Origin of the sequence: Nodosilinea nodulosa PCC 7104 (genome assembly GCF_000309385.1) — a bacterium.
Lineage (GTDB): Bacteria > Cyanobacteriota > Cyanobacteriia > Phormidesmidales > Phormidesmidaceae > Nodosilinea > Nodosilinea nodulosa.
Genome location: NZ_JH976537.1, coordinates 1641249 through 1658126, shown reverse-complemented (window position 1 = coordinate 1658126; position 16878 = coordinate 1641249). Strand labels below are relative to the sequence as shown.

Annotated in this window: 12 protein-coding genes and 1 pseudogene; 9 read left to right on the top strand and 4 right to left on the bottom strand. The window is 58.5% G+C overall.

Features of this window, described 5'->3' with window-relative positions; all coding sequences use genetic code 11:
* Positions 1-365 precede the first annotated feature (365 nt).
* The 3 genes from LEPTO7104_RS0107425 to LEPTO7104_RS0107415 all read left to right on the top strand — a co-directional run bounded on the left by LEPTO7104_RS0107425 (position 366) and on the right by LEPTO7104_RS0107415 (position 3137).
* A complete protein-coding gene (locus LEPTO7104_RS0107425) occupies positions 366-1805 on the top strand; it encodes an SLC5/6 family protein (RefSeq protein WP_017297928.1) in 1440 nt (479 codons plus the stop codon).
* A gap of 243 nt (positions 1806-2048) precedes the next feature.
* Positions 2049-2315, top strand: coding sequence for a hypothetical protein (locus LEPTO7104_RS0107420; protein WP_026072465.1), 267 nt, complete (start codon positions 2049-2051; stop codon positions 2313-2315).
* A 48-nt stretch (positions 2316-2363) separates the two neighbouring features.
* On the top strand, positions 2364-3137 hold the full coding sequence (locus tag LEPTO7104_RS0107415) for a PspA/IM30 family protein (protein ID WP_017297926.1): 774 nt from the start codon (positions 2364-2366) through the stop codon (positions 3135-3137).
* Between the two features lie 40 nt (positions 3138-3177).
* Here the strand turns inward: LEPTO7104_RS0107415 and LEPTO7104_RS33110 are convergent, their stop codons facing one another.
* Positions 3178-3930, bottom strand: coding sequence for a GGDEF domain-containing protein (locus LEPTO7104_RS33110; protein WP_196358092.1), 753 nt, complete (start codon positions 3928-3930; stop codon positions 3178-3180).
* A 148-nt stretch (positions 3931-4078) separates the two neighbouring features.
* Here LEPTO7104_RS33110 and LEPTO7104_RS0107405 point away from each other — a divergent pair, with 148 nt between their 5' ends.
* The 3 genes and pseudogenes from LEPTO7104_RS0107405 to LEPTO7104_RS33105 all read left to right on the top strand — a co-directional run bounded on the left by LEPTO7104_RS0107405 (position 4079) and on the right by LEPTO7104_RS33105 (position 7313).
* Positions 4079-5245, top strand: coding sequence for an LL-diaminopimelate aminotransferase (locus LEPTO7104_RS0107405; protein WP_017297924.1), 1167 nt, complete (start codon positions 4079-4081; stop codon positions 5243-5245).
* 338 nt (positions 5246-5583) lie between these two features.
* On the top strand, positions 5584-5994 hold the full coding sequence (locus LEPTO7104_RS0107400; RefSeq protein WP_017297923.1) for a response regulator: 411 nt from the start codon (positions 5584-5586) through the stop codon (positions 5992-5994).
* Between the two features lie 329 nt (positions 5995-6323).
* Positions 6324-7313: pseudogene (locus LEPTO7104_RS33105) on the top strand (IS110 family RNA-guided transposase).
* A 145-nt stretch (positions 7314-7458) separates the two neighbouring features.
* Here LEPTO7104_RS33105 and LEPTO7104_RS0107390 read toward each other — a convergent pair.
* Positions 7459-7659 carry a hypothetical protein gene (locus LEPTO7104_RS0107390; protein ID WP_017297920.1) on the bottom strand — a complete coding sequence of 67 codons (201 nt, stop codon included), beginning with the start codon at positions 7657-7659 and terminating at the stop codon, positions 7459-7461.
* A 311-nt stretch (positions 7660-7970) separates the two neighbouring features.
* Here LEPTO7104_RS0107390 and uvrC point away from each other — a divergent pair, with 311 nt between their 5' ends.
* Positions 7971-9893: an excinuclease ABC subunit UvrC gene (gene uvrC, locus LEPTO7104_RS0107385; RefSeq protein ID WP_017297919.1), complete on the top strand. Its 1923-nt coding sequence runs from the start codon at positions 7971-7973 to the stop codon at positions 9891-9893.
* A gap of 338 nt (positions 9894-10231) precedes the next feature.
* Here the strand turns inward: uvrC and gghA are convergent, their stop codons facing one another.
* Both gghA and LEPTO7104_RS41575 read right to left on the bottom strand, forming a co-directional pair.
* The gene (gene gghA / locus LEPTO7104_RS0107380) at positions 10232-12763 is read right to left on the bottom strand and encodes a glucosylglycerol hydrolase (protein ID WP_051158573.1); all 2532 of its coding nucleotides are present in this window, start codon (positions 12761-12763) and stop codon (positions 10232-10234) included.
* 330 nt (positions 12764-13093) lie between these two features.
* The gene (locus LEPTO7104_RS41575) at positions 13094-14323 is read right to left on the bottom strand and encodes a YbaY family lipoprotein (RefSeq protein WP_017297917.1); all 1230 of its coding nucleotides are present in this window, start codon (positions 14321-14323) and stop codon (positions 13094-13096) included.
* A gap of 303 nt (positions 14324-14626) precedes the next feature.
* Here LEPTO7104_RS41575 and LEPTO7104_RS0107370 point away from each other — a divergent pair, with 303 nt between their 5' ends.
* Both LEPTO7104_RS0107370 and LEPTO7104_RS33100 read left to right on the top strand, forming a co-directional pair.
* The gene (locus LEPTO7104_RS0107370) at positions 14627-15739 is read left to right on the top strand and encodes an IS630 family transposase (protein ID WP_017297916.1); all 1113 of its coding nucleotides are present in this window, start codon (positions 14627-14629) and stop codon (positions 15737-15739) included.
* Positions 15740-15792: 53 nt separating this feature from the next.
* On the top strand, positions 15793-16875 hold the full coding sequence (locus tag LEPTO7104_RS33100) for a DUF1517 domain-containing protein (RefSeq protein WP_083887021.1): 1083 nt from the start codon (positions 15793-15795) through the stop codon (positions 16873-16875).
* Positions 16876-16878 lie beyond the last annotated feature (3 nt).

Genomic DNA, 16878 nt, shown 5'->3' with positions numbered 1-16878 from the left:
TAGGGAAGGGAACAGTCGCCGAAAACATGTCGCTGCTGGCGGGGGGTATGTGCCATCTGCGCCGAGATTTTGTCGGAGGCGGCAGGGGCGGTAAGCCCCTGTTTTGCCACGGTCTCTTATAGCAGCCGACAGGTAGGTTAGGACATTTCTCAAAGCCAGCGTTCGAACGTTTGAACGTTCTCAACGTCGCTCAGTGTCCTAACTACCGTGACGAAGGCTATAACTCGTCCTGAGACTACTCATCCCTAGGGCGGAGACATTCGTACTCAGAGGCGGGGTTCTAGGCTGCCGTAGACATGGCGGCCTAGAGCCTGAATAATCTTGTCAAAGGATTCTTGTCAAATTATTAACGTAGGGCGCTTTACATGGTTGAAAATACCCTTACCTGGGTCTTGCTGGCCGGATACTGCGGATTTTTGCTTTACCTGGTGCGTCAGACTACCCCCGATCGCGTCAGCGCGCCGGAGTTTTTTGAGGGCCAGTCCAGCACTGGGCAGGCGCCGGGGCTGTGGCTGCTGGTAGCCAGCGCTGCCATTTCCTGGATTTTTGCCAAATCAATCGACAACGCCGCCAGCCTGGGCAGCGCCTTTGGGGTGCTGGGCGGCATTGGCTACGCGATTTATTACCTCAGCTTTGTCACGGCGGCGATCGCCCTGTATTTTTTGCGCACTCGGGGCGGCTTTCGCTCGATTCCAGAATTTTTGGTCAGCAAGTACGGCAAGGTCTGTTCGCGGCTGTTTTTGATCGCGATCGCCATTCGCCTGCTCAACGAGGTGTGGTCTAACACCAAGGTATTTTCGCTCTATTTCGGTGCTGAGGGCAGCGCGGGGTATTGGCTGGCGGCGGCGATCGTCACCCTGTTCACCGTTTACTACACGCTGCTGGGCGGCCTGCGCAGCAGCCTGCTCACCGACGGCGCGCAGATGATTTTAGCCGCCGTGCTGCTGGTGGTGATTTTGGCCACCGTTGGCCCTGGCCTGGCCCGCGAAGGATTGCCCGCCGTGGATGCCGACACCCGTGGCGCGGCCCTTACCTTCTGCGGCCTGGCCTTTGTGCAAATTTTTAGCTACCCGTTCCACGACCCGGTGATGACCGATCGCGCCTTTATCACCGGGCCGCGCACCATGTTTAAGGGCTTTATCTGGGCGGGCCTGATCAGCGGCGGCTTTATTTTCCTGTTCAGCAGCGTGGGGCTGTACGCCCGCGCCGTGGGGGCCGAGGGGTCGCCCAGCCTGGCGGTACCGGCCCTGTTTGGCCTGCCCATGCTGCTGGTGTTTAACGCCATCATGCTGACCAGCGCCGGGTCTACCCTCGACTCCACGTTTTCGAGTGTGGCCAAGGTGGGCGCGCGCGACTGGTTCCACCGCAAGGGTGCCCCCACCGAGGGCCAGGCCCGCATCGGCCGCTGGTGGATCATCGCGATCGCCCTGCTGGGCAATGTGCCCCTGCTGAGCATCTACATGGGCGATCGGGTTGGTCCCGCCATTATTCAGGCCACCACCATCAGCGGCACCATGGTGATGGGGCTGGCCCCAATTTTTCTGCTGGCGTTTTTGCCCAGGGCTGGGGCGCTCAGCTTTCACCTCGCCTTCTGGCCGGGGATGCTCTTTGGCGTGCTGCGGGTGGCCGAAAACGCGATCGGTGAGTCCATTTTTCCCGCCTGGATCAGCCTGGGCAGCGGCAAGTACGCCATCGACCTAGGGGTGAATATCTACGGGCTGCTGCTGTGTACGGCGGGCTATCTGCTGGGGGCCTGGCTGGGCCGTTTGAGCGCCAATGAATCCAAAGGTCAGCCTGAATCGTAGGTCTATAGCAGCAATCTCCAGATAACGGCGGCTTCTAGAAACCCTCTAGAAGCCGCTTTTTTGCTTGCCGGTAGATGCTGTAGCTGTGGCCAGTCTGGTTAAAACATGTCTCTGAACGCTCAAACGTTTGAAGGTTCTCAAGTGTCCTAACTAACGTGGCGAAGGCTATATGCGGCGGTTGGGCAGCCCTTTGGTCGGTATGACATGATGAAGGCGTTGATCCTCAAAATGTTTTGCATCGCTATGCTTGACCAATCGCTTCAGTTTCTCAGCCCCGAAGAGTCGGCGGAGGTAGACAAGGCGCTGCTGTCATCCCCCGAAAAATTTTTGGCCCGCCTCACCATCTCTACCGCCAACCTGCTGCGGGCGATCGCCGCCGACACCGACACCCCCATGGAAGCCCTGACGGCAGCGCAAATCACCCAGTGGTTTGAAAAAGACGCCAAACTCAAGCGTGAGCAGGGGGTAAATGCGTCGGTGCTGAAGTGGCAGTCGGAGGATTTGGAATAAACTAGGAAAGACCATCGCAACACCATAGATTTAAGGAAGCAGCACATCATGGGGTTATTTGATCGCGTTAGCCGAGTGGTTCGCTCTAACCTAAATGCGGCGGTGAGTTCGGCAGAAAATCCAGAGAAAATTCTGGATCAGGCCATTATCGACATGCAGGAAGACCTGGTGCAGATGCGCCAGGCGGTGGCGGGCGCGATCGCCAGCCAAAAGCGGGTGCAGCAGCAGTACGAGCGGGCCAACAGTGAGGCCAGCACCTGGCAGCAGCGGGCTCAGCTAGCCCTGCAAAAGGGCGACGAAGAGCTGGCCAAGCAGGCCCTGCTGCGTAAGAAAACCCAGGCCGAAACGGCAGTGGCCCTCAAGACCCAGCTCGATTCCCAGAGCACGGCGGTGGAGCAGCTCAAGCGAAATTTAATTGGTCTAGAGAGCAAGCTCTCGGAGGCCAAGACCAAAAAAGACATGCTCAAGGCGCGGGCCAGCGCTGCTAAGGCCAACGAGCAGCTGCAAAACACCACCAGCCGCATGAACACCGGCAGCGCCATGGCTGCCTTTGAGCGCATGGAAGAAAAGGTGCTGCAAATGGAGGCTACCTCCCAGGCGGCGGCGGAGCTAGCCGGGGCCGATCTGGAGAGCCAGTTTGCCTCCCTCGAAGCCGGGGGCGACGTGGACTTTGAGCTGGCTCAGATGAAGGCGCAGCTGTCGGGCGGCAGCGTTGACCAGGGCCAGCTCCCCGCCGCTGAGACGACAATTCCGGTCACCGAGTCGACTGAGGTAGACGCGGAACTAGAGGAGCTGCGATCGCAGATTGACAAGCTCGACTAGGGCCTGCTGCCGACCTACCGAAACCCGCTGAGCAACCCCATTACCTGGGGCCTGTACCCACGGCCTCCGGGGGTAGAACGTAGGTTCGCTTCGAGTCGGCGAGCATGTGGTCGACGCTAACGGCGCGATCGCGTCCGTGGTTCTTGGCCCAGTACAGCGCTTTGTCGGCCAGGGCAATCAGGGCGCTGGGCGTTTCGCCGTGGTGCGGAAAGCTGGCCACGCCCAGGGAAATGGTCAGCGATGGCAGCACCTGACGGTTGAAGGAGGTGTTGACGTACTTCACCGCTCGCCGGATTTTTTCGGCCCGTCTGAGCGCCACCTCCGGGGAAGTGTCGAGCAGCACCATGCAAAATTCTTCCCCGCCGTAGCGGCAGACCACATCCTGGGCGCGCACGTGGCCCCGCAGCAGCATACCGATGTTTTTTAGCACGGCATCCCCCGCCTGGTGGCCGTAGGTGTCGTTGACCGCCTTAAAGTGGTCAATGTCGATCAAAATAATGCTGATATTCTGCTGACCATTGGCGCCGTGGCACAGACTGTTGAGCACGGTTTCGGCCTGGCGACGGTTGAGCAACCCCGTCAGCGGATCTTTGAGGGCCTTGTCCTGCAAGTCTTCCAGCAGCAGCAGACGCTGCATCACAAATAAAATTTGCTCCGACAGTCTTTTGAGCAGCGTTGTTTGCACCAGGTTAAACGCCTCTGCCTCAAGCTGCACCAGCTGCACCATACAGGTGATGTCGTTGACCATGCCCAGCACAATACACTTGCTATCCTGCTGCGGGCATTGGGTCATTATGGTTTGCTGCATTTTGGTGACTGTTGTTTGAGTGGCATTGCAAGCCCGGGATAAAACAAAGGTTTTATAATGATTGTTCCCTGCTGAGCCAGATTTTCGATTACCTCCATTTTGCTAGCAGCCGATCGCCCTATTCCCCAGCACCATGCAAATTGCCCAGCGAATGAGGCCCCTCCAGGCCAACGTATTTGCCGATATGGATCGGGCTAAAGCCAAGGCCCGATCTGCCGGTAAACCGATTGTGGATCTGTCGCTGGGGTCGTCGGATTTACCGACGCCGCCCCACGTGCTAGAGGCGATCGCGGCGGCCCTGCCCGATCCTGCGACCCACGGCTACTGCCTGTTTTCGGGCACCCAGGATTTTCGCCAGGCCGCCGCCCGCTGGTACAGCGACAAGTTTGGGGTGCCGGTCAACCCTGAAACCGAGGTGCTGCTGCTGATTGGCTCCCAGGAGGGCACCGCCCACCTGCCCCTGGCCGTGCTCAACCCCGGTGACTTTGCCCTGCTGATGGACCCCGGCTACCCTTCCCACGCTGGCGGAGTGTACCTGGCCAACGGGCAGATTTACCCCATGCCGCTGCTGGCCGAAAACGGCTTTTTACCCCGGTTCAAAGAGATTCCTGGGGCGGTGCTGGAGCAGTCGCGGCTGATGGTGCTGAGCTACCCCCACAACCCGACCACGGCCACGGCTTCCCTATCGTTTTGGCAGGAGGCCGTAGCCTTTTGCCAGCGGCACAATCTAGTGCTGGCCCACGACTTTCCCTACGCCGACCTCACCTTCACGGGCAAACCCGCTGTCTCGGCGCTCCAGGCCGATCGCGATAAAACCTGCACCATCGAGTTTTTTACCATGTCGAAGTCGTACAACATGGGTGGGTTTCGCGTCGGCTATGCAATCGGCAATGCCGATCTAATTGCCGCCCTGCGCCAGGTCAAGGCCAGCGTCGATTTCAACCAGTATCCTGGCATTCAGCGGGGGGCGATCGCGGCTCTCAGCGGCCCCCAAGACACCGTAAAACACATGATTTCCACCTTTCGCCAGCGGCGCGATGCGGCGGTGCAGGCGCTCGATCGAGTGGGCTGGACGGTGCCCTTGCCCGAGGCCACCATGTACATCTGGGCCAGGCTGCCCGAACCCTGGAGCGAGCGCTCTAAAGAATTCTGCCTGCGCCTAGTGGAGCAAACCGGCGTCGCGCTGGCTCCGGGCGTGGGCTTTGGCAAAGCGGGGGAAGGCTACGTACGCATGGCCCTGGTGCACCCCCCGGAGGTGCTGGAGGCAGCGATCGCCCGCGCGGCCTCTCTGCTGTTCTAAGGCGAGCTGAAGCGCTGCACGATATAAAACGGTAACTTGGCCCTGAAACGGTAACTTAGCCCTGATAACGGTAACTTAGCCCTGAAAGTGCTGGTCGCTGGTCGCCTAGCCACAGCCATGGCTAAAATGAAGCATCCCTAAGCAGCCCGTAGACCTAAAACGAAGCGCGGATTAAGAACTTCGCCATTTGATTAAAGTTTAGGTAACTTGCGTAGATCTCAGCCGAGGCAGAGTCACGCCAATGTCTAGTATCCAGGGTGCGGCTAGTTGGCTTTTTCTGACGTCGTCGAACCATTGACGGTTGCGGTGGTTCGCGTTTTTTGATCGGAATTTAGGGAATGGTCACCTCTCCATCCAGCTGTGCTGATGGTCGGCGTCGCATTGTTGTTGTTGAAGACGACAATGCCAACCGACTGTTTTTTGCCGACTATCTCACCTTTTCGGGGTTTAGGGTGCTGGCTCTGCCCCACGGACTCGACCTTGACCAGCAGCTTAAGGAGTTTCAGCCCGATCTGCTGCTGCTCGACCTGGGGCTACCCGAAATTGACGGCTATACCCTGCTCAAGCAGGTGCGATCCTCTGACCTGTGGCAGCAGCTGCCCGTCGTTATTGTGTCGGGCTATGCCTTTGCCGAAGATCAGCGTCGCGCTCTGGCCCTGGGTGCCCAAAAATATCTGGTTAAGCCCGTGCATTTACACCAGCTGATCCAGGCTATTCAGGCGATTTTACCGCCGCCCGGAGCCGAATAGCGCGGGGCAGTTGCCCAGGCAGGGGATGCCTGGGCGGCGGTTTGGGATTGGCTTCTATTGTCTTCTAGGGATTGCGATCGCTCCTCGGTGGCGGGGGCCGCCTTAGAGGATGTTTGAAAGGTACTATTTTTTGTAGCAAAAGTGGAGATCCCCCTTGTATTTTAAGCAGCAGGACGGTAGACCGATCTCCCCCCGGTTCTAGAAACCGAGATTTAGTCCAGGTCGCCGTTCTGCCATTTGTCAACAGCTCGAAAAATCGCCAGGGTCATGAACCCGCATCGAACAAGGTCGAGTGATGAATGGTCATTCTATTCCTCAGGAGGTGCGTGATGGGGACGAGTGAAGAACGGCAATGGGTGGGTATTGATGTGAGTCAGGCCAAGCTGGACGTAGCGCTGCGACCCTCGGGACGCTACTGGCAAGTGGCTAATGACGAGTCGGGATGGCAGAGGCTGTTGAATGAACTACAGGCTGTCACCGTCGCGCTGGTGGTGGTGGAATCCACAGGGTGGGATGGAACGGGGCGTGGTTCAGGTCTTGCAGCGCCATGAAATCGCGGTGGCGGTGATCAATCCGAAGCGGGCGCGGGACTTTAGCAAAGCGTCTGGCGATTGGCCAAGACCGATCGCATTGATGCGCCGATGTTGGCGCATTTTGGCGAGGCGCTGCAGCCGTTACCGAAACCGTTGGCCTCAGAGCATCAGGAAGCGCTCTCTGACTTGGTCCATCGGCGTTCTCAAGTGATTGAGATGCTCAACAGTGAGCAGCGTCGTCGCCACAGTGCGCGCAACCGCACGGCCCAGGCCGATATTGATACTCACATTGACTGGCTCAAGCAGCGGGTCAAAGCCCTTGATGCGGAGATCGACCAACTCCGTCAGGCCGATGAGACCCGCCAGCAGCGCTACGAGTGGTTGACCAGTGTACCTGGAGTCGGGCGAGTCGTGGCCACCACCCTATTGGCGCTACTGCCGGAGCTGGGCCAACTCTCGACGAAACGGTTGGCTAGCCTAGTGGGTGTCGCCCCGTTCAATTTTGACAGTGGCAAGCTTCGGGGCAAACGCCACATCGTGGGCGGTCGCGCCCTGGTACGCTCCACGTTGTATATGTCAGCCTTGGTGGCCATTCAACACAACCCCGTCATCATCGCGTTCTATCAACGTCTGTTAAGCGCAGGGAAACCCAAAAAGGTCGCCTTGATTGCCTGTGCCCATAAGCTGTTAGGCATCCTCAATGCGCTGGTCACCCAAGGTCAATCGTGGCGAGACCCTAAGGATACAGAACCCGCTCAGACTGCCACGCCAGCCACAAGTGGTTGACAATCAAGATAATCGCTAAATCCCCCTACCCTGCGGGAAGCCGCAAGCGTCTATAAAAATGGGGACTTTTACCCCCCTTTTTAAGGGGGGCAGGGGGGATCAGCAGGTGGCTAAAGCTACAGCAGATCACGTTTCAAACGCCCTCTTAGGACAGGCTGCCACCCCCCGAGCCAGGCCGCTGTTCGGCTAAGAACTGCTCCACATCTCGACTCAAAAGCTGCACGGCTTCGCCGATGTCGGCGATGGTGTGCTCCAGCTGCGACGACACCACCATGGCCGACTGGAGTCGATTTAAAATTTCTTTAATTTGCTCTCGATAGCGTACTTCAAACTCTTGGGAGTCCATTTAGACAAGGCCTCGTGACGATAACGATCAGGAACAGGATGTAATATTAATTACATCAGAAGCGAAGAATTTTCCGGAAGCTATAGCTTGGAAAGCTAATCTTTACAGTTCTGATCAAGATAGTGCCCCGTATGAAATTGAGTATCAAAGTATTCTATGAGCCTGCGCATAAATGCTGAATTTCCTGGGCTGCTGAGATGCCATCCAAACATATCACTCCTTATTTGTGGCGGAAAACCGTCCGCGCGTCAAAATCTGGTCGGGAGGTTTGCCGCTATCCTGGTTAGTACAAAGGTTTAGACGCGTGGCCTGTGAGTTTTACGGATCAGCCCTCCACCCTGGTTAACGACCCCGATCGCCTTGAGGCGCGGCTTAAAGAGATTCCCAAGGAACCGGGGGTCTACTTTATGAAAGATAGCCGCGACCAGATCCTCTACATCGGCAAGTCGAAGTGCCTGCGCACGCGGGTCAGGTCGTACTTTCGCGACTTTCACGGCCACATGCCGCGCATTGCCGTGATGGTGATGCAAGTTGTCGATATCGAGTTCATCGTCACCGACACCGAGGCCGAGGCCCTGGCCCTGGAGGCCAATTTAATCAAGCAGAACCAGCCCCACTTCAACGTGCTGCTGAAGGATGATAAGAAGTATCCCTACCTCTGCGTCACCTGGTCGGAAGAGTATCCCCGCATTTTTATTACCCGCAAGCGGCGCAAGAGCCTGAAGGACCGCTACTACGGCCCCTACGTAGATGTCGGCCTGCTGCGCAGCACCCTGAACCTGGTGAAGCGCATCTTTCCGCTGCGGCAGCGGCCCCAGCCGGTGCACCGCGATCGCCCCTGCCTCAACTACGATATTGGCCGCTGCCCCGGTGTCTGTCAGCAGCTGATCTCGTCTGAGGACTACCACAAGACCCTGCAGCGGGTGGTGATGGTGTTTCAGGGCCGCACCACAGAGCTGGTGGATATTCTCACCGCTCAGATGGAGCGGGCCGCCGAAGACCTCAAGTTTGAGCTGGCGGCCCGGCTGCGCGATCAGATTCGCGGGCTGGAGCGGCTGTGCGCCGACCAGAAGGTGGCCCTGCCCGATGACACGGTATCGCGGGATGCGATCGCCCTGGCTGCCGACGACAAGTACGCCTGCGTGCAGATCTTTCAGGTGCGGGCGGGAAGGCTGGTGGGCCGCCTGGGCTTTACCGCCGATGCCGAGTCGGGCACTCCCGGCGAGATTTTGCAGCGGGTGCTGGAGGATCACTACCAGAGCGTGGAGGCGGTGGAGATTCCGGCGGTGATTTTGGCACAGCACGAGCTGCCGGAGAGCGAAATTTTGACGGATTATCTCACCCAGCGCCGGGGCCGCAAGGTATCGGTGGAGGTGCCCCAGCGCCAGACCAAGGCCGATCTGATTGAGATGGTGGAGCGCAACGCCCAGTACGAGCTGGCCCGCACCCAGGCCGCCGCCGATCGCAACATTCAGGCCCTGCAAGATCTGGCGATCGCCCTCGACCTGCCCGACCTGCCCAAGCGCATCGAGGGCTACGATATTTCTCACATTCAGGGGTCCGATGCGGTGGCCTCCCAGGTGGTGTTTGTCGACGGCATGCCCGCCAAGCAGCACTACCGCCACTACAAAATCAAAAACCCCGAGGTGAAGCCGGGCCACTCCGACGACTTTGCCAGCATGGCCGAGGTGATTCGCCGCCGCTTTCGCCGCTACGCCACCGACCCCACCAAGCCGCGCCTGGGCAACCCCGACTGGCCCGACCTGGTAATGATCGACGGCGGCAAGGGCCAGCTCTCGGCGGTGGTGGAGGTGCTGAAAGAACTCAACTTGCTGCAAGAGATCAACGTAGTCAGCCTGGCCAAAAAGCGGGAGGAGATCTTTCTGCCGGGTGAATCCATTCCCCTTACCACTGAGGCCGACCAGCCTGGGGTGCAGCTGCTGCGCCGCCTGCGCGACGAGGCCCACCGCTTTGCGATCAGCTTTCACCGCAAAAAACGGACGGACCGGATGCGGCGATCGCGCCTCTCTGAGATTCCCGGTCTTGGCCAGCACCGCCAGAAGGAACTGCTGGCCGCCTTTCGCTCCATCGACTACATCCGCGAGGCCAGCCCCGAGCAGCTGGCCACGGTGCCCGGCATTGGCCCCCAGCTGGCCCAGCAGATCTACGAGTACTTCCACCCCCAGACCGAGGAATTCCAGACCGATGAGGTGGAGGAAATGGCGGGATCTTAGGCAATGGCATGGGCTGATACCCTAGCTTTGCATGGGAACGAGGAGCAGCAGATCCTGAACTGGCTTTTTAGGCAATCGGTACAGTATTTGTGTTGCAGCAAGGCCGGGGCACGCGAGACCACAACTGCGGCGGCAAGCCCAAGGTGCTGCTGGGGCCATTTCGCTGGCCCCAGACCCCCGTCGAGAAGGGCGTTCCGTCGCCCTTCACCTCACGGAAAGGACTGATCGATCATAGGTTTAAACCTCTGTCCTGCCAGGGAATGGGTAGGGATCTGTAGACCCTGGGGCAGCAGATGCGAGATCTCAGCCATACTGAGCAGATGCTTTAGGCAATCGCTCTAACCACCAGTCGTATTGACCAGCAGCACGCCCTGGCTGTCGCGCAGCTCAAAGGAGCGCAAGTCGTCGGGCTGGGACCCCAGATTTAATCCCGGCGTGGTGAGCCCCACTCGCCAGGCCGACAGATCGAGCTGGAGCCAGTCGCCCAGGTTCACCGTCATGGGCGCGCCCCCCATGTGGGCCACCATTACAATTTCCTGGGGTGGCCGATGCTCGTCTGCACTGGGCTCGATGCGGTAGCCGTAGAAAATGGTGCGCTCGTCGTCGCTGATGCGGTTGAAGCGATCGCGGCCAATCAAATTCTCCCGCAGCCAGGGGCGCTGCCGCCGAAACTGCCGCAGGGCCATGCCAAAGTAGCCGCGATCGGGGTTGGCCTGATCAAAATAGTGGGCCACATTGCAAACATCGTGGCCGTCTTCCATGAAGGCCATGGCAAACTGCTTTAGCTTTGAGACATCCAGGGTGGCCAAAAACCGGGGCAGGCTGGGCTGGTTTAGCTCCTCCAGGGCAGGCACCTCGCAGGCCACACCCTCGGCCCCATCCCCCAGGCAGTGCTGGCAGATTTGGGCCACCTGCTCCAGGTTGTAGTCGGTTTCGACCATCGCCTCCCGCAGGGCCTTGGCAAAATCCTTCAGCTGCTCCAGGGTTTCAAAGCCCAGGGATTTGAGCTGGGGAAAGGCGTAGGGCTGAAGATACAGCTCCGGCTCGATTTCCCAATCCAAAAAGCCCACCTCTTCAGAGGCAACTTTTACTCCGTAGCGGGCGTCGGTGTTGCGAAAAAAGCCCCAGGGGGTCTCCAGACTGGCGTTGAGAAAGTCCATTGGCAGGCCGGGGCTAAAACCGTGCACCCATAGCAGCGTAGCCGAGTTGTTGTAGGCCCGGTTCAGGGCCTCGGGCAGGGTGTTGCCCAGGTTCCAGTTGATGTCGGCATCGAGGGCAATCTGGTTACCCCGGCGCACGGTGTCGTGGTTGCCGCAGCCGGTAATCCAGTGGTCGCCCTGGAAGATCACCTCGCACACCCGCCGCCACTTGCGGTCCCAAAAGCCCTTCAGGGTGGGGGTATTGTGGGCAAAAATCAGCGGTCCCCACTGAAACGAGCCGGGCTTAGCCTCGATTAGCTCGCGGTAGGTCGATTTTTCTTCCCAGCCCGTCTCGGGCCAGGGGCGACCATCCTCAAAAATGGTGAACATGCGCCGCCGGTAGCCCTGGATATCCTGCACCACGTCGCTCATGGCCAGCAGGTAGACGTCATCCTGCTCGACCCGACCGCTGAGGGGGTTAAAAAAGCGAAAATCCTGGCCGCCATCGACGCGAATGCCGTCGGCCCCGGTGTTGATTTTGCGCCGCTGCATCTCCAGCAAAATGGCCCGCACCTGGGGCAGCTGGTGGTTGAGGTCCTGGCCGTACATGTTGGGCCCTTTGAAGAACTGCTGGGTGAGCAGCTCGATGCCCTGGTTGTCGGCGTGGCCGTAGACCAGGTCGTAGATTAGCTGGATGGGGCCAGTGGAGAAGGTGTGCAGCGTGGCGATAAACTCCACGATTTCGTCGGGGCGCAGGCTGCCCAGCACGCTGGGGTTGGTGGCGGCTGAGCCCAAAATGGGCACGTCGTAGCCCCAGTTTTGGGTGTTGGGCTGGCGCAGGGTGACGGTCAGGCCAGCGCTGGCGGCCTCGTCATCGCTAGCCCCTGTGCTGCTGTCTTCGACAATGGCAAAGAACTCGTGCTCGATGTTGGTGTCTTCGCGGCGATACTCAATGGTGGGTTCGACCGGCAGCAGCTGCACCGCCTCGTAGCCGGTATAGGCGGCCTCGGCGGGGGTGAGGTCTTCGCCAGCGGCCAGTTTGGCAGAAATGTGCTGGTAAATGCGGGTTAGCCCCTCCAGGCTGCCCTCAGCAGAGGCGGTTTTGACGTGGATTTGCAGGATATTGGTGGGGGCGGGCACGCGGGGAATTTCGGGATCGATGCCGCCCTTGGGGGCGGAACTGCGGGCCAGGTAGCCCAGGTCGGCCCGGCGCTGCTGCAGCCGCCTGAGGTCGTACACTTCGGCGGGGGCAAATACGCCGTAGGGTAGCGAGTAGGCCAGCGGGTCGCGAATGTAGTTAAGCCGTCCGTCGGCATCGACGTAGCGCAGCCAGTAAAAGCTGCCGGCGCGATCGCGCCCCCCCGGCTTCACCCCCGCCACCACCGCCCAGACAAACTCGCCTTGCTGCATCACCGGCAGGCGATCGCGCTGAAACCGCAGGGTCTGCTGGGGCGCACGAAAGTCGATCGGCTGCAGCGGCGTGAGAATCTCTAGCTCCAGGGTGCGCTCCGACTGAATGATGTCGGCCACCAGCTCTGGGGTCCAAAAGCCAAACTCGGTCAGCCCGTCGCGGCGGTAGTGAGCACCTAACCGTCGGGCCAGCCGCTGCCCCCGCTGAAAGTAGGTATCGTCAGACTGGGCTACCGACGAGGCCCAATCGAGCACCGTCTGGGTTTCATCTTCAACGAGGTAAACCAGGGGCTGGAGGGCAGGCTGGGCTACGGCGGGCAGTGCGGGGGCTGAATCTTTAACGGTGGTCACGGTAGGTCTACACGCTCTTGACAACACGGGGGCTATACAGCCGTTAGTCTAACAAGCGGTCTTCCCAGCCCGATCGGCTTCAGCTCCAGGTTTACTCAATTTATATCTCAGGGCAGGACTCAATAACCCTCTTGGGAGGGCTGCCCCGACAGGGTTTGTCGACAGGGGTAGCCAGCAACCTCGGTGGCCTCAGGGCAATTCTGGCCACGAAAATACCCAAGAATTTTGTGCCCCAGGTAGAGGCGCAAGCGCTGCGCTCCTACCCGGGGGGACTTTTCTGCCTCAGAAACCTCCTCAGCCCTACCGCGACACCGGGTCAACTCTGACTTCTACCGAGGTGGGGTTGCCCTGAGTGATCACCGCGAACCGGCTGGTGTTGGTAAAGCGCAGCTGCCCATCGACCAGGATGCGGGCCTGCACCGCATAGCTGAAGCGGGGGTCGATCTGGTCGGGGTTGTACACCAGCTCAAAGGGAAGCGGCACCTGGCGATCGCCAAACACCATGCTTTGAGACGCCAGTGTAACAGCCGGGGCATCGGCCCGACTGACATCTATTAGGCTGACCTCCAGCACGGCATTGGGCGGCATGGCAACGCGGGGCAGGTAGGTGACGGTGCCGGTCACGCTGGCAGCATCGGTCAGCGCCATATCATTTACCTCAATGGTTTGGGCTCCGTTCGACGCCACGCTCACCTGCACCGAGGGGCGTCCCTCAGCGGTCGACCCTGCGTAGCTAAACGTGATGCCCTCTACAGATGATGTCGCGATCGCCCGAAAGCCGTTGATGACCTGCTGCCCCGTCGTTTTATCAAACAGATTGATGTAGGGCAGGCCGTCGCGGGTAAGCACCCGCACCGCGTAGGTCGGCGTTTGCGAAAACACGACGGTGCCATCGGGCAGCTCCGCCCGCTCGGGGCTGGGCAGCTGAGCCAGCTCGCTAAGGCTGTTGCCATCGGTCACAAAGCTGCGGTTGATCACCTCGGTTTGGGTCAGCTGCGACAGGTTGATGCGCTGATTTTCAATGGTGGTCGGGCCGTTGAGCATAATTCGCTCGCCCAGGGCCACGGGCCGCAGCGCCTGGGCCTCGCCGTCAATATCCATGACTGCCGCCAGGTAGGTGACCAGGTTGGTGCCGCCCCCCTGGTTGACGCCAAAGAGCACGGCGGCATCGGTTTTGCCGTCGCCGTTGAGGTCGCCAAAGGCCAGCCAGTTGGGCTCGTTGGCCAGGCTCACCAGCAGCTCGCCGGGGCGGTTGTACTCGCCATTTTCCAGCGTCACGGTTTCGAAGGTGGGCTCGGGGCCAAAGCCCAGGGGCACGATGTAGGTGCCGTTTTGCAGCTTGCTCCAGCGATCGCACCAGGCCTGCTTTTCGGGGGTAAACACCTCGCGGGTGAGGCAGTTGTACCACTCGGGCTGGGTTTGGTCGGGCTGGGTCTGGGCGATCGCCTGCTCTGTCGTCAACACCCCGCTGCCCAGGGATGCGGTCACCAGAGACGCCCCCACCAGCGCTAAAAATACTCGCTTGTTCATCATTGATCTCACACCTAACGTTTAGCCGGGAAATCGACAGTCATCGGCTTTGATATGCCAAGAAAGCTGATTACATCTCCCCTTAGTCCTTTAGCAATCTATCAGCGAACTATAAGGAAGCTGTACGGGGTTACGCTTTTAGCAACGCCCCAGGGCCATTTGAAGGCTGTTACTAATCCGCTGCTGAGGGGGTTTAGGATTATTTACCCCCTTGTCCTGGGCTTTATTAGATACTCAAAGAATAGCTGTAAGCTGTTAAGCATCTAAACTACATATTAGGGAGTGTATTTTGGTGAGTTATACATGCCAATCAAGAATTACCTAACGGCCGAAGAGAAACAGGAATTGCAGAAGCAGCTTAAATTTCATGAGCATCCCGACGTTCGTGAGCGTATTCTAATTCTGCTATTGCGAAATGATGGCAGAAAACAGCAAGAGATTGCAGACTTTCTAGGTTGCTCCTTAAGGAAAGTAGCCTATTGGTGTGCCCACGGAAATCCAAGTGACTTAGCCAGTTTAACCGATGAACGAATGCATGGGAATTATCATAAGGCCACCGATCAATATGTCAACTTATTATTGGATGTCATTGAGAAAGAGCCTCAAGAATTGGGGTACGAATTTGGTCGATGGACGGCGGCTCGGCTCGCCACATATTTAGAACAAGAAACCGGGATTCAGCTAAGTGGGAGTCAAGTGAGGAGGATTCTCAAGTCAAAAAAGTACGTTTACCTCTGGGCCAAATATAGCTTAGAGGAGAAGCAAGATCCAGAGAAGCGAAAACTCTTCAAGGCAAAACTGGAGGAGTATTTAAGAATTACTAAAGAATCCCCAGAGAAGCTCCAGGTCTGGTTTTGGGATGAATGTGGCTTTAGTTTGAGAGTGACACGTCGAAAGGATTGGGTCAAGAAAGGGACGCGCAAGAAGGTTTCTGGAATTCGACGGAAAGGACGTATCAATGTGATGGGAGGAATCCGCTATTCGGACAAGAAGCGGTTGGTGGACTTTCTCCCCAAAGGAACCGGTGAAAATTTTTATAAGGTTCTCAAGAACTTTTACGAGGAGGTTATTTATGACTGGGCTGGCGAGGATAGGAGCGTGAGCGAATTTGAGAAAGACGGGCCTAAGGTTGTGATTATTTTAGACAATGCGAGCATTCACAAAAAGGAGGAATTTACAGAGAAGATAAAGTTAGAGATGCCAAATTTAGTTTTGGAGTTTTTACCTGAGTATAGCCCGGACTACAATCTGGTCGAATTGGTTTGGCATTCAGCAAAAGAGTTCATCTCAAATCGTTTATTTAAGTCTATTGAAGATCTCGAGGCTCTTATCAATAAGCTTCTCAATGAAGGAGAACTGGCCATAAATTGGCATCGGAAGGTGAAAAACAAGGGAAGTGCTATTGATGCAATTTAGATGCGCAACAGCTTAGGCAAACGTTTGATGTCTCATTCCTGGAGAAATCCACCATGTCGGTAAGCCCCAGCCTCAAACGACTTTGGTTAATGATTTCGGCAACCACTCTGCTGATTACCCTGGTGGTTTACCTGGTCGTGGTGCCTGTGGTCAAAAGCCACCACCTCTCCTTCAAGGCCATAGAAGAACGGCTGCGGAGCGAGAGTTTGCTGCCCCCAGGGGCGATCGCCGCCCAATCGGCCAGCGGCGGCATGAGTCGGGGCGGTTCCTTTAGCCGTCCGGCCTCGCCTGCACCCTCAATGCCGCGCAGCTTACCCCCCAGTGGCGGCGGTGGGTATGGCTACGGCAGTGGGTACGGCTATCGCTCGGCCCCTGGCCCAGTCATCGTGCCCTACCCCACCTATGCTCCAGCTCCGGTGTATGTGGGTACGGGCGATGACGATGGCGGTGGGTTTTTCATTGTAATTGTGGTGCTGGGGTTTATTCTGCTGCCCATTGCCTTCAACTACATGCAGGGCGGCACCCGCCGGGGCGATTGCCCGGCAGTGGCGGGCAGCCAGAGCGAGTTGCTCAACGATATTGTCACCGTGACGCGCCTTCAGGTCGTGCTGCTAGCAGGCGCGAGAGAACTGCAACGCGATCTCGATCGCATTACCCTGGAGGCCGACCTCACCACCTCGGCTGGGCTGGCCGCCCAGCTGCGCGCCACCGTGCTGGCCCTGCTGCGCCACCCCGACTACTGGACCTACGCGCGGGCCGAGTCTCAAACTGTCGCCGGACGGGAGAAAGCATCGGAATTGTTTGAGCGCCTCTCGATTCAAGAGCGCAGCAAGTTTGCGGTAGAGACGCTGGTCAACGTGGGCGGTGAGGTGCAGCGGCGAGCCATGCCCAATGGCCCCAGCAATGAGGTGGCCTCGCACATTGTGGTGACGCTGCTGCTGGGTACGGCGGACGATCGCCCCTTATTCCAATCCGTGAACTCCGCAGCGGATCTCAGGGCTGTTCTGCAACGCTTGGGTTCGATTTCGCCCGCCTATCTGCTGGTCTATGAGCTGCTGTGGACACCCCAGGACCCCAGCGACAGCCTCAGCGCCGATGAGCTAATTGCGAACTACCCCGACCTGGTAATGCTGTAGAAA

Excerpts from the sequence above, each read along its gene's own strand:
- LEPTO7104_RS0107425 (WP_017297928.1), top strand. The coding sequence starts at position 366 with ATGGTTGAAAATACCCTTACCTGGGTCTTGCTGGCCGGATACTGCGGA.
- LEPTO7104_RS0107420 (WP_026072465.1), top strand. The coding sequence starts at position 2,049 with ATGCTTGACCAATCGCTTCAGTTTCTCAGCCCCGAAGAGTCGGCGGAG.
- LEPTO7104_RS0107415 (WP_017297926.1), top strand. The coding sequence starts at position 2,364 with ATGGGGTTATTTGATCGCGTTAGCCGAGTGGTTCGCTCTAACCTAAAT.
- LEPTO7104_RS33110 (WP_196358092.1), bottom strand. The coding sequence starts at position 3,930 with ATGACCCAATGCCCGCAGCAGGATAGCAAGTGTATTGTGCTGGGCATG.
- LEPTO7104_RS0107405 (WP_017297924.1), top strand. The coding sequence starts at position 4,079 with ATGCAAATTGCCCAGCGAATGAGGCCCCTCCAGGCCAACGTATTTGCC.
- LEPTO7104_RS0107400 (WP_017297923.1), top strand. The coding sequence starts at position 5,584 with ATGGTCACCTCTCCATCCAGCTGTGCTGATGGTCGGCGTCGCATTGTT.
- LEPTO7104_RS0107390 (WP_017297920.1), bottom strand. The coding sequence starts at position 7,659 with ATGGACTCCCAAGAGTTTGAAGTACGCTATCGAGAGCAAATTAAAGAA.
- LEPTO7104_RS41575 (WP_017297917.1), bottom strand. The coding sequence starts at position 14,323 with ATGAACAAGCGAGTATTTTTAGCGCTGGTGGGGGCGTCTCTGGTGACC.
- LEPTO7104_RS0107370 (WP_017297916.1), top strand. The coding sequence starts at position 14,627 with ATGCCAATCAAGAATTACCTAACGGCCGAAGAGAAACAGGAATTGCAG.
- LEPTO7104_RS33100 (WP_083887021.1), top strand. The coding sequence starts at position 15,793 with ATGTCGGTAAGCCCCAGCCTCAAACGACTTTGGTTAATGATTTCGGCA.